The organism is Klebsiella sp. A52, from assembly GCF_018388785.1.
GTDB classification, from domain to species: domain Bacteria; phylum Pseudomonadota; class Gammaproteobacteria; order Enterobacterales; family Enterobacteriaceae; genus Klebsiella; species Klebsiella aerogenes.
This window is the reverse complement of the sequence record NZ_CP074437.1, coordinates 3,085,722-3,101,898: the sequence shown is the minus strand read 5'-3', so window position 1 is coordinate 3,101,898 and position 16,177 is coordinate 3,085,722. Positions and strand designations below refer to the sequence as shown.

At 36.4% G+C, this 16,177-nt stretch carries 12 protein-coding genes; all 12 read right to left on the bottom strand.

What is annotated here, in order from left to right; all coding sequences use genetic code 11:
- Positions 1-475: 475 nt before the first annotated feature.
- The 12 genes from KGA69_RS14610 to wbaP all read right to left on the bottom strand — a co-directional run bounded on the left by KGA69_RS14610 (position 476) and on the right by wbaP (position 16,129).
- Positions 476-1,537, bottom strand: a complete 1,062-nt coding sequence (locus tag KGA69_RS14610) for a glycosyltransferase family 4 protein (RefSeq protein WP_047068973.1) — start codon at positions 1,535-1,537, stop codon at positions 476-478.
- Positions 1,538-1,692: 155 nt separating this feature from the next.
- The gene (gndA, locus tag KGA69_RS14605) at positions 1,693-3,099 is read right to left on the bottom strand and encodes an NADP-dependent phosphogluconate dehydrogenase (RefSeq protein ID WP_049061325.1); all 1,407 of its coding nucleotides are present in this window, start codon (positions 3,097-3,099) and stop codon (positions 1,693-1,695) included.
- Between the two features lie 219 nt (positions 3,100-3,318).
- On the bottom strand, positions 3,319-4,470 hold the full coding sequence (locus tag KGA69_RS14600) for a glycosyltransferase family 4 protein (RefSeq protein ID WP_045391832.1): 1,152 nt from the start codon (positions 4,468-4,470) through the stop codon (positions 3,319-3,321).
- Positions 4,471-4,552: 82 nt separating this feature from the next.
- On the bottom strand, positions 4,553-5,926 hold the full coding sequence (gene cpsG, locus KGA69_RS14595; RefSeq protein WP_152691906.1) for a phosphomannomutase CpsG: 1,374 nt from the start codon (positions 5,924-5,926) through the stop codon (positions 4,553-4,555).
- A 16-nt stretch (positions 5,927-5,942) separates the two neighbouring features.
- Positions 5,943-7,364, bottom strand: a complete 1,422-nt coding sequence (locus tag KGA69_RS14590; protein WP_047046485.1) for a mannose-1-phosphate guanylyltransferase/mannose-6-phosphate isomerase — start codon at positions 7,362-7,364, stop codon at positions 5,943-5,945.
- A 55-nt stretch (positions 7,365-7,419) separates the two neighbouring features.
- Positions 7,420-8,409 carry a polysaccharide pyruvyl transferase family protein gene (locus KGA69_RS14585; protein ID WP_213292419.1) on the bottom strand — a complete coding sequence of 330 codons (990 nt, stop codon included), beginning with the start codon at positions 8,407-8,409 and terminating at the stop codon, positions 7,420-7,422.
- 1 nt (position 8,410) lies between these two features.
- Positions 8,411-9,952, bottom strand: coding sequence for an MATE family efflux transporter (locus KGA69_RS14580; protein ID WP_213292418.1), 1,542 nt, complete (start codon positions 9,950-9,952; stop codon positions 8,411-8,413).
- Between the two features lie 61 nt (positions 9,953-10,013).
- Positions 10,014-10,997 (bottom strand): glycosyltransferase family 4 protein, encoded by a 984-nt coding sequence (locus KGA69_RS14575; protein WP_059342077.1) that lies wholly within the window; start codon positions 10,995-10,997, stop codon positions 10,014-10,016.
- Between the two features lie 13 nt (positions 10,998-11,010).
- The gene (locus KGA69_RS14570) at positions 11,011-12,057 is read right to left on the bottom strand and encodes a glycosyltransferase family 4 protein (RefSeq protein WP_213292417.1); all 1,047 of its coding nucleotides are present in this window, start codon (positions 12,055-12,057) and stop codon (positions 11,011-11,013) included.
- A complete protein-coding gene (locus tag KGA69_RS14565; protein WP_047056462.1) occupies positions 12,050-13,276 on the bottom strand; it encodes an O-antigen ligase family protein in 1,227 nt (408 codons plus the stop codon). The genes KGA69_RS14570 and KGA69_RS14565 overlap by 8 nt, the downstream gene beginning before the upstream one ends.
- Before the next feature lie 37 nt (positions 13,277-13,313).
- On the bottom strand, positions 13,314-14,678 hold the full coding sequence (locus KGA69_RS14560; RefSeq protein ID WP_213292416.1) for a right-handed parallel beta-helix repeat-containing protein: 1,365 nt from the start codon (positions 14,676-14,678) through the stop codon (positions 13,314-13,316).
- Positions 14,679-14,698: 20 nt separating this feature from the next.
- On the bottom strand, positions 14,699-16,129 hold the full coding sequence (wbaP, locus tag KGA69_RS14555; protein ID WP_047056460.1) for an undecaprenyl-phosphate galactose phosphotransferase WbaP: 1,431 nt from the start codon (positions 16,127-16,129) through the stop codon (positions 14,699-14,701).
- Positions 16,130-16,177: the final 48 nt, after the last annotated feature.

The window sequence follows — 16,177 nt, the reverse complement described above, 5'->3', positions numbered from 1 at the left end:
ATCCAGGCCCAGAGTTATTGGGAGTACATTGGAAGCGTTTGCATCAGCATAGATGCACCTTCCCCTTAATAAGAAAAGTCTAAAAAAATCACACCGTCAACACGCCCGAATAAAAAAATAAATCACGAATAGTTTCCATAAGTTATACAGCTATAAATTAAAACCAGAGCTTCCCTCCCCCCACTAAATTCAGTAGGGGAAAACGCAAGAAGGATAAATTCAAATTAGAAACGACAAATACCACCACTTATAACAAGGGTATTTTATATGTTAACAGAATTGCGGAATTTTTTGAGGATAGGGCCAGAGAATGGTGTAGTAAATGCAGGCTTAGCAGATGTAGCCTAATTGAGGTCAGAGCAAGTCAAGGCGGGTAAAATGTTAATTAACTGAAATAATTAACACCATTATTAATAAAGCAACTTTGTTAACAATGAATAACTTGTAACACACTCGAGAGTGTATAGTGAATAAGCTATTCAACTTTAGTAATAAGCATATTCAGTGTTTCAGCGGAACGCTCCCAGGAGTATCTCAGCACATTTGCTCTACCTTTACTAATCAACAACTTACGGTCTTCAGCGCTATTGTTTAATTTTATGATAGCTTTGATAAGCTCATATTTTGAGTCTGGATCAAAGTACAATACACTATCACCTAAGGTTTCTTTGAGGGAAGCTCTATTTGAAGAAATAACTGGGCAAGAGCATGATTGAGCTTCCAGTGGGGGTATACCAAATCCTTCATAAAAGGATGGAAATATAAAAGCTTTCGCACCTTTATATAATGAAATAAGTTCATCATCAGATACACGTCCTAAAAAATCTATTCTTGGATCATTGGTTTTTATATTTACACAATTAAACACTGTGTTCCTGTCACCTATTATCTTCAAGTTTATATTTAAATCTGCAGATAGTATAGTTTCAATAAGACCATGAATATTTTTATGATGATTAACCGAGGATACAGTCAGGAAGTAGTCGCATCCACGAATCTCATTAGTCTTAACCATACTGTCATGTGGTTTAAAAAAATTATTACTCACAGCATTCGGAATAATATGAATCTTACTGGCATCACAATTATAATAATTTACTAGCTCACTTTTAGAAAAATCACTAACCGTCACTATTAATTTAGAGTTCTTTAGTAAAATAGGGGTTATTAATGAATATAACCATCTGAAGCCAAATGAAAAGCTTTCTGGGTAACGAATATAAGTAATATCATGTTGCGTAATAATCTGCCTTTTGAAAAGCAAAGGACCAGTGTTGCATAAGTTGATTAGCATGCAATCTTTTTGTTTTTTTAAAAAAAGAGGTAATGTGAATTGTTCCCAGAAATGGCCTCTACCCCCTGAGATTTCTTTAATATTAAAACCTGAAATGTTATAGCTTTTATCAATGGCGGACATATTGGGTACCAAGACCACAACATTATGTCTCAATTTCGATAACCGAAGAGTCATTTCATAAGCAAATCGCTGCACACCGGTAAGTTTTTGAGTAAGAAAACGACCATTAACATAAATCATTAGCGACCTACTTGAGGTTTATTATTATAAGACACTCATTATGACAGGATTATAAATTGAAAAAAACCATTTTCGAACAAAATATAATATCTAAACAGATATAGATAAAAAAAAGCCCTGTAAAAACAGGGCTTAGATAGCAAATCATTACTAACTTAGTTAATCCATTCAGTATGGAACACACCGTCTTTGTCAGTGCGCTTATAAGTATGTGCGCCGAAGTAATCGCGCTGAGCTTGAATTAGGTTCGCTGGCAATACAGCAGAGCGATAGCTGTCATAATAAGCAATAGCAGCTGAGAATGTCGGAACAGGGATCCCATTTTGCACCGCATAAGCTACGACATCACGTAATGCCTGCTGGTAATCATCAGCGATCTGTTTAAAGTACGGGGCTAGTAACAGATTGGCTATTTTATCATCCTGATTATAAGCATCGGTGATCTTCTGAAGGAACTGAGCACGAATGATGCACCCTGCACGGAAAATTTTAGCAATTTCACCGTAGTTGAGATCCCAATGATACTCATTCGAGGCAGCTCGCAACTGAGAAAAACCTTGGGCGTAAGAAACAATCTTACCTAAATATAATGCTCTACGGACTTTCTCGATAAATGCAGTTTTATCACCGGCAAGTTTAGCCTGTGGGCCCGTCAAGACTTTAGACGCTGCAACACGCTGCTCTTTTAGGGATGAGATATAACGAGCGAAAACTGATTCAGTAATAAGGGACAAAGGTTCACCTAAATCGAGAGAACTTTGGCTTGTCCACTTACCGGTGCCTTTATTCGCGGCTTCATCAAGAATAACATCTACCAGATAGTTACCTTCTTCATCTTTCCTGGTGAAGATATCTTTTGTAATATCAATGAGATAACTGCTAAGCTCACCTTCATTCCATTTGGTGAAAGTATCCGCCAATTCGTCGTTAGAAAGATTTAAACCACCTTTCAACAATGCATAGGCTTCAGCGATAAGTTGCATATCACCGTATTCGATACCATTGTGAACCATCTTAACATAATGGCCAGCCCCATCAGCTCCGATGTAAGTTACGCAAGGTTCACCGTCTTCCGCAACAGCAGCAATTTGTTTAAGAATTGGCGCAACAAGTTCATAAGCTTCTTTTTGACCACCCGGCATAATTGAAGGGCCTTTCAACGCACCTTCTTCTCCGCCGGATACACCTGTCCCGATAAAATTGAACCCTTCAGCAGAGAGTTCACGATTACGACGGATAGTATCCTGGAAGAAAGTATTACCCCCATCAATAATGATGTCGCCTTTTTCCAGGTATGGCTTAAGAGATTCAATAGCACTATCAGTGCCGGCACCGGCTTTAACCATCAACAGGATGCGTCGAGGGGTTTCCAGAGATTCAACAAACTCTTTCACTGTGAAATAAGGGACTAATTTTTTGCCTGGATTCTCAGCAATAACTTCTTCAGTCTTTTCACGGGAGCGATTGAAAACAGAGACGGTATAGCCACGACTTTCGATGTTGAGCGCAAGGTTTCGGCCCATCACCGCCATACCAACAACCCCAATCTGTTGCTTGGACATTACTTACTCCTGTCTGGTGTGGTCACTGCGACACGTTCGCAGTTTAAATGTGATGTTTATATTAGCTCAAAGCCTGTATGACGTATAGTGTAAAAATGTTCACAAATGAAGAATGGCAGTCATAACCTATTGAAAATTATTGGTTTTAATTCTGCCTTTTAATACCATTACCGCAACAAAAGCCAAGTGGCACAAAATTGCTTAGTTTTTATTCATTTATTAATAGATGATTTTTTTATTTTCCACAAATTCGCAATATTTAGAATTGACGTATTCAGAAATTTCCTGATTAAACCGCTCGGTTGAAAATTTTAACGCATGAGCACGACAATCATTAGGAAGAATTTGATCCTGCATAGTTTCAAACTTTTGTACAGCATCAATGACAGAATCTATATCCTGTTTGTCAAAAAGGATACCTGTTGGATTATCTACACCAAATGGTCTTACTGTTTCAAGTGAACCACCTTTACCAAACGCAATTACAGGCGTCCCACAAGACTGCGCTTCAACAGGAGTAATACCAAAATCTTCTTCTGCCGCAAAAACAAATGCTTTAGCATTTCTCATATGCTCTTGCATGACTTCATTTGATTGATAGCCCAGGATTTCAATGTTAGCCGTGGCTTTAGACTTTATCTTTTGCATTTCCGGCCCATCACCAACAACAACAAGTTTACGGTTTGGCATGTGACTGAAAGCCTCAACTATCAAATCAATACGCTTATATGGAACAAGGCGTGATGCGGTAAAGTAATAATCTTCTTTAGCTTCATTCAGAAGAAAGCGATTGACATCAACAGGCGGATAAATGACATCAGCCTCTCGCCCATAAACTTTTTTAATCCGCCGTGCGATAAATTGTGAGTTAGCAATAAAATGATCAACGCCATTTGCAGTACGGTAGTCCCACATGCGCATTTTATGCAAAATCAATTTTGCAATCATTCCTTTGACTCCATGATCTAAACCTGCTTCCCGCAGATATTGATGCTGGAGATCCCATGCATATCTTATAGGGGAATGAACATAACTAATATGCAGTTGATCGGGTCCCGTCAAAACCCCTTTAGCAACAGCATGGCTGCTAGAAAGAATGACATCATGGCTGGATACATCAAGTTGCTCAATCGCTAATGGCATTAAAGGAAGATATGTTTGATATTTTTTCTTCGCTTTTGGGAGGCGTTGAATGAATGTTGTGGTTATTTCTTTATTCTGAAAGTGTTTTTTATTTTCAGAGGAAAGAAAATCCACAACAGAATACAAGTGTGATTCTGGATATGATTTAATAAGTTCCGCTACTACTTTTTCAGAACCAGCATAAGTAATAAACCAATCAGCAACAATACCAACATTTAAATCGCGCATAAAAATCCATCGTACATTTATAATTTAACATGCAAAATATAAAGGTGCTCCAGATTTGAAAAGCACCTTTAGTAATTTAAATTTAAGCCCTTAACAAGGCTAAAATCTCTGCAGTTTTTTCTTTCATTAAAGTAACATCACTTCTGGATTCCACATTTAAGCGAACGACAGGCTCAGTGTTAGAACTACGTAGATTGAAGCGCCAGTCCGCAAATTCAAGGCTTATACCATCCGTGTAATTAATATCAAGAGCTTCATTCTGATATCGCTCAAGAACCCGTTTGATCGAGGATTGCGGATCGCTAAGGGAGCTGTTGATTTCTCCAGAGGCAGGATAAGCTTGCATCCGTGCACTAACTAATTGGTTTAGCGTTTTATCCTTGATACAGAGCAATTCAGCGACAAGGAGCCATGGGATCATTCCGCTATCGCAATAGGCAAAATCGCGGAAATAATGGTGGGCGCTCATTTCGCCGCCGTATATTGCATCTTCTGCACGCATACGTTCTTTAATGAAAGCATGACCTGTTTTAGACATCACAGGAATGCCGCCAGCATTCTTTACAATATCAATTGTATTCCAGCTTAAACGCGGGTCATGAATAATACGAGAACCAGGATTCTTTTCAAGAAATGCGTCAGCCAAAAGACCAACAATATAGTAGCCTTCGATAAAGTTACCCATATTATCGAACAGGAAGCATCGATCGAAATCACCATCGAATGCAATTCCCATATCAGCATTATTTTTTATGACAGCGTCAGTAGTATCTTTTCTACACTCTGGTAATAATGGATTTGGTATACCATTTGGGAAGGTCCCATCGGGTTCATGGTGCACCTTTATAAATTCAACAGGAACATTATGCTTTATAAAGCGCTTCTCAAGGGCATCAATAACATGACCTGCGGCGCCATTACCAGAGTTAACAACTAATTTTAGCGTTCTATTGATATTATGAAGATTGATATAGCTCAATAACTTATCAATATATGCATCTAATACAGAAATGGATTGATAACTACCTTTAGGCTGCGATGAATTTATAGCAAAATTATTCTCTTCGGCAAGACGCTGGATCTCCCTTAGCCCAGTATCACCACTGATTGGCTTTGAGTTCTCGCGGACGAGTTTCATTCCATTATAATCAATTGGGTTATGACTGGCTGTTACTTCCACTCCGCCATCAACGCCGAGGTAAGATGTAGCAAAATAAATCTCCTCAGTACCCGATAAACCAATGTCTAAAACATCAGTACCAGCATCCTGCAATCCTTTGGCAAGGGCAAGTTTAAGGGATTCACTAGTTAGTCTGACATCGCCTCCGACAACCATTTTTTTAGGCTTAAGATACTCACCATATGCACGACCAATACGGTATGCGATGTCCTCTGTAAGTTCCGAGCCTAACTTGCCGCGAATGTCATACGCTTTAAAGCAGGTTAATAATTCCATCATTTTCCCCGTTTAATCAAATTCCATAATGATCTTTTAGACGAACAATATCATCTTCACCTAAATATGAACCAGATTGAATCTCAAGGATTTCAAGATCTATTTTCCCTGGATTTTCCAGCATATGAGTCGAACCAGCAGGAATAAATGTTGATTGGTTTTCAGTAAGCAAAAACTCACGTTCGTTTAAGGTAATCTTCGCTGTTCCTGATAATATAATCCAGTGCTCGGCCCGGTGGTGGTGCATTTGCAAAGAAAACTTACCGCCCGGTTTAACTGTAACTTTGTTAATGTGATATTTAGTTGTATTAACCACTTTATCACTATGCCCCCAAGGGCTATAGGATTCACGGTGGATCCTATACTCTCTACGCGAAGTCATTTTAAGATGTTCAACTACACGTTTAACGTCTTGCACCTGTGATTTATCTATAACGAGCACAGCATCTTTGGTGCTGACTACTACCAGATTGTTAACCCCAACGGCAGCTACTAGTTGTTCTTCGCTATTTATATAACAGTTAGAAGAATCATGAACAAAAACATCCCCGGATAGTGAATTACCTTGACCATCCTTATCGTTGACTTCCCACAGTGCTGACCATGAACCAACATCATTCCAACCTGCATCCAGTGGTACTACAGATGCAGATTGCGTTTTTTCCATTACAGCATAATCAACTGACTCATCAGGGCAAGCAATAAAAGCATCTTTATCAACACGAATAAAATCACGTAAAGAATCGGTATGCACAGTCTGCATTGCCTTTTTACATGAGCTAAGAATATCTGGACGGAACTCATCCAACTCTTGCAGAAAGCGTCTTGCTCGAAACATGAACATACCGCTATTCCAGTAATATTCACCGCTGTCCAAATATTCTTGTGCTGTATGCAAGTTAGGTTTTTCAACGAAACGTTTTACATCATAAGCTATATGATTATCGAAATGTTCTTCGTTACCACGCTGGATATAACCATATCCCGTTTCAGGGCCAGTAGGCACAATACCAAACGTTACAAGCTTCCCTTGATTTGCATAAACTACAGCGCTGTTGATTGCAGCTTGAAAAGCATCGTTATTCTCAATAACGTGGTCCGCGGCCAAAACAAGTAGCAATGGATCATCATCATCATGTGCTACTGCGTGTAATGCAGCAAGTGCAATTGCTGGAGCCGTATTACGTCCAATTGGTTCAAGGATAATGTTATTAGATAGCTTTTCGATTTGACGTAGTTGTTCTGCGACTAAAAAACGATGTTGTTCGTTACATATCACAATAGGTTCTTTAGTCTCTAAACCATTAAGGCGAGTAATTGTCTCCTGAAGCATTGATTGCTCGCCGTGTAAACGTAAAAACTGTTTTGGATATAGCTCTCGCGACATCGGCCACAAACGACTACCAGTACCTCCAGCCATTATCACTGGGAGAATCATGACTTAACCTCATTTAATATATTTACAGTTCGATAAAGAGACATTTAGAATAAAATTACACAACAAAACTTCTGCATTTATTCGCTAATTCATTAGCATATTGTTCATGCAATGTTTTATTTTTAATAATAGTATTCATACCTATTTTCTTACCATCAAATTCGAAGTTAGCAGTCGCATTGGCATTCATATCGACGTCAATTCTATTAAAGAAGTCAAATAACCCATCGAAACGGCAGTTATCAACTTTATTTTTAAAACCACCATTTACAAAAATAACTGGAGTGCCCATAGCCAGGCATGGAAGAGCAGTATGAATCCTGGAGGTTACTACCAGTTTTGCATTAGCCAATTTCCTCAGAAAATCATCGGCTAATTTAAAACCTTCGTCAGCGGAAAGGTACGGAATGATCTGTTTTTCATGTTTAGCATGCTTGAGTAATTCACTATCAAAAAACTGGTTTAGTACTTTGCTTCTATGATTAAATTCAAATGCCCGACCATTTAGCAAGCGTTTTCCGAAACGTAATGGTTGGCTCATTAACTCTGGTAATGACATTGAGTCATACATCACATCGATAAAATAAATATCATCAGTAACATTATCCCGTTTATATTTATTCCCCAACGTAAGTGTCATACAGCCTGAGTAATACGCATCAATCCCTTTTGAGATCAGCAAATCACGAGTGTAAAAATCACGGCAACCTATCGGCGCATGTTTTTTAAAGTGCGCAATACTCGCAGGTGTGAAAATTTTATCTACAATAGTAGAGTTAATATGGATTGACACATATAAAGGAGTTATATCTTCAGATGGCGGAAAGTTTTCTGGTATATCCATATACCACGCATTCATGATCATTTTTACTTTATTACCACTATAAGTATTCATATGATCTCGTGGTATATACTCATTCACGCAAGGTAAAAACTGGCGTGCTGCTGTACTTTGTACATAATCACCCAGATTGATCCAGTTTCTTTTGACATAGATGTCACTTTCGTACGTCAGGACGCCATATTGAGTATTGTTTACTTGCATGTTATTTCCTACCTAATTTTTTCTTTATTAAAGATGTTAAATATTTTCTTTCTGAACTAATTAGCACCAAATAGAAAAAGAGTATAGCCACTGAGATTGTGTTTAAGGCGATTAGAAGCAGTAATCCTAAAAAACCTACAGGAAGTACGGTGTTAATGTAAAATGAAATTGCAAATGATATTACAGAAACAGAAAATAAGCGCGGGAAAATATTAAGGAAAAATATTTTACTATTTAATCCAGTTACTTTTTCCACATACAAAACTCTGAACATAAGCATTGCAACTGCACAAAGTATACGACTAGACACCGCCACAACCAATGCAAAACCCAAAGAGTAAAGAGCATATGTTAATACCAAAGTTAAAAGCATTATTAATGATGCTATTAACTGATAGTTCCGCAACTTTCCCACTGCATATGCTACGGTAACAAAAGGTCCTGATAGAGAATCAATGATGACATACAGTATGACAATTCTTACCAACACCACCAAATGTTCTGGAACTTGTTTCAACCATAAGTTAATAACAAAAGGCGCATCTACAAAGGCGGGTACTGCTGCAATCAGTACGATAAAGCCAGTCAACTTGCAGGATAAAGATAGAAGAGACGAAACCTCTTCGTGATTTCCAGTTGAATGCTGCTTTATCAGTTGAGGATTGAATGCGGTTTGCAAAGTACCTATGACACGGTTAAATGCAATCAGCACCTGCTCCGCTAACCAAACAGAACCATTTGCCACAACTCCGACAAAGAAATATGTCAGGAGAGCAATACCTTGAGAAAGTCCGACTAAACTCAATGAGCCCATCATTGACCAACTCGAGAAGGATAGTATTTCCTTGAGCAGTTCTTTATTTTCTTTGAAACTTACCTTTACAGTACATATATCTATTTTCTTAATGCAACTAACAAAATAGACAAAAAACACTGATATATATCCAAAAAGCAAGAATGCAGCATACCATATTAATTTCGAGTCGAATTCGAACAAGGTAAATAAATACACCATGCCCCAGCGCTGAATAGCATCAAATATCCCTATCTTAGCAAACAAATCCATCTTTTCAGTTGCAATTAACGCTGCAATAAATGGTGTTTGCATGATCTGAATAAGCAGAGATATGACAGACAACTGGTACACCCAAAATATTTCTGTCATACGCTCAACGGGAACTCTTAATTTATAGATTAAGAACCATAACCCAATTGTTTCAGCGAGGAATAAAACGGCACCACATATTATGAAATGGACCAATATACTTGTCGAAAAGACTCTTTTAGTCCAGGAAAAGTCCCTTCTACCTAAACCAACTGACAGGAACCTTTGAGTTGCCAAAGCTGATACGTTTTGAATGAACGAAAATAAAACGATAATACTGCCAATGACACTGTAAAGCCCAAAGTCATAAACCCCAAGCGCATTTAAAACTAAGCGTGAGGTATAAAAAGTTGCAAACATTATTAGTAACATCCTGCCATAAAGCATGAATGTGTTCTTTGCAACTATTTTTTTATTTGTAGCGTATTTTTCACTCATTTTTACCAACATTATCGTCAACACAGAAAAATTTCATTCTTGTTTTACGATTTCTATACTCTCAACTACTTGTTAGATACTTATTAACAAGTTCTGCGGTAGCACTCCAGGAATATTTACCGACCTGTTTTGAGCCTTTACTAATGAGTTGGGTTTTAAGTTCAATATCAGAATGTAATTTAGATATTGCAGTTGCTATTTGCTGTATATTCTCAGGGTCAACTACAAGTGCTGCGTCGCCAGCAACCTCACCGAGGGAGGTTGTTTTGGAGGTAATTACAGGTATACCACTTGCCATTGCCTCAATAACAGGGAGACCAAATCCTTCATAGAAGGAGACGAAAATCAATCCTTCTGCACCACGATAAAGCTCAGGTAATTCTTCGTTTTTGACAAAACCAGTAAATACAACCCTATCAGTAAGCTCATTGATTTCGATGAGAGTCGCTAACTCATCTGTTTTCTTGCCAGTAAAAACAAGTTTTACGTTTTTAGGGATATCTGCTCTGGCAAAAGCCTGAATTGTTCCAACCTCATTCTTATGACTTTTCCTGTTACTGACACATAAATAATAAGGATATCCAAAATCTTTCTTTTGTCCATTTGGTCGAAAATTGTTGGATACTCCATTCCCTACATTTACAACTTTTTCAGCAGGAACTCCGGACCATTGGATGATTTTTTGTCGAGAAAATTCGGAAACAGTAAAAATATACTTAGCTTTTCGACATCCTCTTTTTATAACAACCTTATAGAATATTTTTTTTAATAGACTCGAATTTTCAGGACGCTCCAAATGATTCAAATCATGGATTGTAAACACAAATGGTATTCTGGAAAATAATGGAGGAATATAGCCTGGAAAAAAAACTATACCATCACGCATCTTCAGCATCTTTAACGATGTTTTTATGCAATCAACAGGGCTGAATGGTTTGCCGGTGAAACCCGCACTCTTATAATTTGTTATTTTATTAATTTCTTCAGCAAATGTTCCGATTCCGCCTGAACCTGACCATCGGTCATCAATTAGAATGTTTTTCATAAATATCCATTGGTTAGTTGCCACTTATAATATCTTGCAGCTTTATCGATAAAGCGTCTATTTCTTCTTCTTCACTACCAGTTTTATATAAATAAATCTGAGGTATATAATCAAGCATGCCATCACGGGCAGGAGCTATAATCGAGACATTTGCCTTAATTGCTTCAAGCATGACGAGCGGTACTCCTTCATACAATGAAGGTAAAACTAATGCATCCACATCCTTGGTATAGTCCCATATATTATTCTTCCAGCCCATGTATTCAAACGTCACATTAGAACTCAGTGTGTCTGACATCTCCTTCATTTTTTTAAGGTCTGGGCCATCACCAATAACCTTAACTCTTATGTTTTTATTGACATTAATTTTTTTCAAAGCACCAATCAGTAGATGTTGCCCTTTTTGCCGAAAATAGATTCTTCCGGCCATTAGCAAAACAAATTCATTTTCACTTTGATGGTATGTGTAACCACTTCCTCTTACATTCTCAGGGTTAAAATTAACAATAACATTACGTAATACTTTTACACGAGCATTTGAATTTCTTTTCTTCAGCTCATTAGCAAATACATTGCTTATTGTGATGTATTTGTTGCATTTTTTATAAACGATGTTGGACAAAATATCCTTAACTAAGGCAAACTTGCTTCCCATTAAAGAAAAGCGATGTGTATAAGGGATATAACTAATTATTTTGTCTTTACAAATAACCGCCCCTTCATTTATTAATACAGAACCTAACTCAATATCACCTTGAATAATGACAATATAATCATAATCAGCACTTATTTTTTTTAAAAAATGTCTTGCCCGCATTCTATATTTTAGATTTAAAAAAGAGTGCAGAATTTCCAATCTTTTATGACATACTGCATGCGTATCATATACTACGCTTTGATTTGTAAGGATTTCTTTTAGTTGAGAATTATCCTCTGGTACAAAACATGATAAACTAAACCCTTTATTAATAAATCGCTTTATATGAGCTATAGCCATTAATTCATGACCACCCACGATTGATGCAGTAAAAACAACCGCTGTTTTAATTTTATTAATCATTAGCACCTTCAGTTTTATTTTTACACTCTTGATTAAACCAAACTGTACATAACCCCATAATAATAAAAAGATTCGTAGCAGTCGGTGGCAACCAAAAAGCACCATCTGACAATGCGGCGCAAAAATATGCGACAAACGGCAAAATGTAAGGCGATCTCAACAACGGTTTTAACTTAATAAAAATAAAACTCAAGAAATATAAAACCATAGGCACACCAAAAATTTGTGCTATTGATGCCGGAAGAACTTCATAAATCTCATAAAATGTTCTATTGTAAGATAACATACCATTTAGCAAAATTAATGGATGTTCGGTAATAATATCAATATAGGATATAATCTTTTCAATTCTCCCGCTCCCTTGACTTAAGTCACGGTTAACCAATCTTTCATATATTATTTTTGAAAAAATATTATCGGTATTTAATAAAATCAAAAACATTACTGCCGAGACTACGATTACAAGTAGCATTACTATCAATGCCATTGGGGATTTTTTTTCTGCAGTAAAAAACATCCATAAAAGTGCCCCAATCATACCAAGGTATATTGATGCTGAGGCTGTCAATAACACGACGACCCCAAGCAAAGATAATGGGACAATTGTTCCTTTTAACTCATTTCTTAAATTTGCAATAACAGCGAAACCAATTAGTAATAGATTCGCGCCAAATACATTACCATTTTGGTATGTGGATGTAGCTTTAAGATAATGTATCCCCCAAATCATATTATTTTTGTCTGCAAGAAAGTTTGGCGTTACTGCATCCTGAAAATTTGCTGTAATACCGGGGATAACCACAGTATAGTCACCAATAATTTTTTGCATTAAAGCATAAATAACAAGGATGTAAAAAATTAATTTTAAATAACGTTTCCAATTGTCAGCATTGTTGATACCAAGAGCACCATAATAACAAAAAAAAGCAAACATCGAACTAATATATGCTATTTGAGATGACAATGGTAAAAATGGTGAGCCCGAAAAAAACAATGCATTGTATGAAGATTGATTTATTAAAAATGAAAGCAATAACAATATTAATGGTATTAATGCGAGTAAGAGTTCTTTCGGTCTTGTCAGTGCATGCAAGGCTCCCATGAACATAAAATACATACTACTCAACAGCGAAATATATAGTGGGAACCCTCCGATTTTAGCACCTGCTTTGGGGATCGCAAATGTTATGAAAAGCAGTGCATCTTTTAACCTACTCATATTTCTTATCCATTTTTATATTCTTAATTTCAAAACATCAATTCTGATATGATATTTGGTCTTTGTTAATCAAAACATTATTTAATACATTGTTATTGGTTTTTACGCTCAATCTCTTATTTGGTTCAATCCTAAAAAACTGTATAGCTTTAAAATTTTCAGATGGTATGTTTATGAATGTATTATTAGCAATTTTTATACTTGCACTTGCTTTCTTAACGTTTCCAACCCTAATTGTACTAGCCATTTTATCAATTATAGTATCGTATTTAAACTTATTATCAGAAATGTCAATATCACCATTATTATTGCTAGTAAAATCAACAATTACATTGCCAAAATAATTATTTCTAACATTCAGGTAATCAGTCGCACCATTTTGTTTAAAATATGAAATCAAACCTTCACTAACAAACACATTACCGATAAAGTTAATATTTTTATTAAGTGGTTTTTGACTTGCATTAAATATAGCCGCGATAGATTTTCCATAAAGACCAGAGTTAAGTGCAAGATTATTTTTAAATATAATATTATTACATATAAAAAAAGTTGCTAGACATCCATGTTTAAAATTTTTGACGATGTTGTTTTTAGCAATACTATTATTACAGCCCTCAAAATCAATACCCACATCACCACCGTTTTCTACATAATTCGCAGTAATGCTTACACGCTCCCCCATTGACCCCCAAATCCCGCCTAATCTGACATCACGGATTATATTATTATTAATTACTAATGCTGTGCATTTTCTTTCATTATGCGGCTCCCCATCTTTAACGGGATTCGAATCACCGCCCCAGAACATAATTCCATGATAGAAAGCTGATATTATATTATTACCACACCGCCCTCCATTGATATAACTAAGTTCAATACAGGCATGATTAGTTTTTATTTGTTTTGCATTAGCACTACAAGATGACACATTGATATCCTGACTTATTCTTTCAATAAGAATATCAGAGTATCTTTGTGTCATTTTGGAAGATAAAATCCTACACCCTATACACTTAATTTTTTTTACAGTAATATTTTCAACATAATCCACACACTGCACAACTACTATCAAATCATCTTCAGCAATGAAGTTCCCTCCTGAAATTTGTATATTTTTAGCACCTGCAATATTAAATATCGCAGCACTACGATTACTCTTATGTGCATCAATATAAATATTAGCCCCATCCGAAAAAATTATTTCTGACATCGAGTCAATGTTTATAGATGTACCGTCAAAGTAATAGTCACCAGGAGGGATTAAAATCTTCTTACTATTTTGGTTTTTAAAAAATTCTGATAAATTTTTTTTAGTATTATTTACTGTTACTGCGCGCGCAAACTGACTGCTTAATGCTACACTAGAAATCGTTGATAACAAGAAAGCTCTTCTATTCATGTTCACACCCACAGCAATAGTTAATAAGCACCATCTTTTTTCAAAACTACTGTAATTGTTTTGAATAATATGGCTATATCATTCCACATTGACCAATTTTTAACATACCAGGCATCAAGATATACACGGGTGTCATAGTCAACATCACTTCTACCACTTACCTGCCATAATCCAGTCATTCCTGGTTTGCTCAGAAGATAGTACTCCACTTCATCGTTATACCTTTCTAACTCAGCTGTGATAATTGGCCTCGGTCCAACCAGACTCATTTCGCCTTTTAACACATTAAACAACTGAGGTAACTCATCCAAACTTGTTTTCCTCAGGAATTGGCCAATTTTGGTAATCCTTGGATCATTTTTTAATTTAAATGTCGCATCCCATTCCGCTTTGGCATCAGCATTTGAAAGAAGTAACTCTTCCAAAACCTGCTTTGAATTAACAACCATTGAACGAAATTTCAAACACTTAAACGATTTCCCGTCTTTCCCTACTCGTTCGTGACCATAAATTGCCGGGCCACCATCCTTTTTAACTTTATGGCTGATATATATAAGAAGCGGTGATAATATCACTATAATACTTATTGACCCTATAATATCAAAGGTTCGTTTAAGTATTCTTGACGACAGTTTCGCTAAATTTTGTTGAACACGGAATATCATTACCTCATGACTAAAAATAAATGACATATCCGTACTATCGAGTGGCACACCCCTCAATGTTGGTATAACCGATACGTATCGGTATCCTTTGATCATAAAATCTCGTAACCATGCATTTCGCACATCGCCTTGATTTGATTCTACTGCAACGATGAACTGTGTTCTTTTATCAATGCTATTCAGCCAGTTTTCTTCGGGCTTCAAAACATTTGCATTTTTTAATTTTTCTTTTATTAACCCCTGCTGCTCACTATCTGAAATAAACCCAACAATATTTAAACCGAGATTTTTTTCACTTTGTATCGCATTATATGCATCTAATGCATTTTTACCGCTGCCAATAATCCAGGTATCTCTGAGCCATAACCCGATCTTTTTGAGCACCCATTTTGCAGCGATTCTTGACAACGGGACTAATGCAAGGGCAAATAACCATGTCAGCAACCAGACATATCTTGAAAAATACCATTTTGCAAATGCAATGACAGCGATTTCTATAACAGCAAAAATTATTAATGTACGCAATATTTCTTTTAATTCAAACCAAAATGTTTTCCGATAAAAATAATGTCTGAGTCGTACTCCATACCAGCATATGCAACATACTCCTAGCAACCAATGTAAAGCAATCCAACCGGATATTTGTTCTTCTGGTACACGTTCTTCAAAGTGAGTTAGCGTAACTGAAAGTATTCCTAAGGAAAGATATAAAGAGAGAACAAAGCCAAAAAAATCGGCAAGCGCTAGGATTACGCTGCAAGTTATATTTTTAGAAAAGTGCGTCATAGCTCCCTCTGTGTACACATAGAGATTTAAATTGTATATGACAATATT

Coding starts and splice junctions, on each gene's coding strand:
- gndA (WP_049061325.1), bottom strand. CDS start 3,099: ATGTCCAAGCAACAGATTGGGGTTGTTGGTATGGCGGTGATGGGCCGA.
- KGA69_RS14585 (WP_213292419.1), bottom strand. CDS start 8,409: ATGCAAGTAAACAATACTCAATATGGCGTCCTGACGTACGAAAGTGAC.
- KGA69_RS14565 (WP_047056462.1), bottom strand. CDS start 13,276: ATGAGTAGGTTAAAAGATGCACTGCTTTTCATAACATTTGCGATCCCC.
- KGA69_RS14570 (WP_213292417.1), bottom strand. CDS start 12,057: ATGATTAATAAAATTAAAACAGCGGTTGTTTTTACTGCATCAATCGTG.
- KGA69_RS14600 (WP_045391832.1), bottom strand. CDS start 4,470: ATGCGCGATTTAAATGTTGGTATTGTTGCTGATTGGTTTATTACTTAT.
- wbaP (WP_047056460.1), bottom strand. CDS start 16,129: ATGACGCACTTTTCTAAAAATATAACTTGCAGCGTAATCCTAGCGCTT.
- cpsG (WP_152691906.1), bottom strand. CDS start 5,926: ATGGAATTATTAACCTGCTTTAAAGCGTATGACATTCGCGGCAAGTTA.
- KGA69_RS14580 (WP_213292418.1), bottom strand. CDS start 9,952: ATGAGTGAAAAATACGCTACAAATAAAAAAATAGTTGCAAAGAACACA.
- KGA69_RS14575 (WP_059342077.1), bottom strand. CDS start 10,997: ATGAAAAACATTCTAATTGATGACCGATGGTCAGGTTCAGGCGGAATC.
- KGA69_RS14610 (WP_047068973.1), bottom strand. CDS start 1,537: ATGATTTATGTTAATGGTCGTTTTCTTACTCAAAAACTTACCGGTGTG.
- KGA69_RS14590 (WP_047046485.1), bottom strand. CDS start 7,364: ATGATTCTCCCAGTGATAATGGCTGGAGGTACTGGTAGTCGTTTGTGG.
- KGA69_RS14560 (WP_213292416.1), bottom strand. CDS start 14,678: ATGAATAGAAGAGCTTTCTTGTTATCAACGATTTCTAGTGTAGCATTA.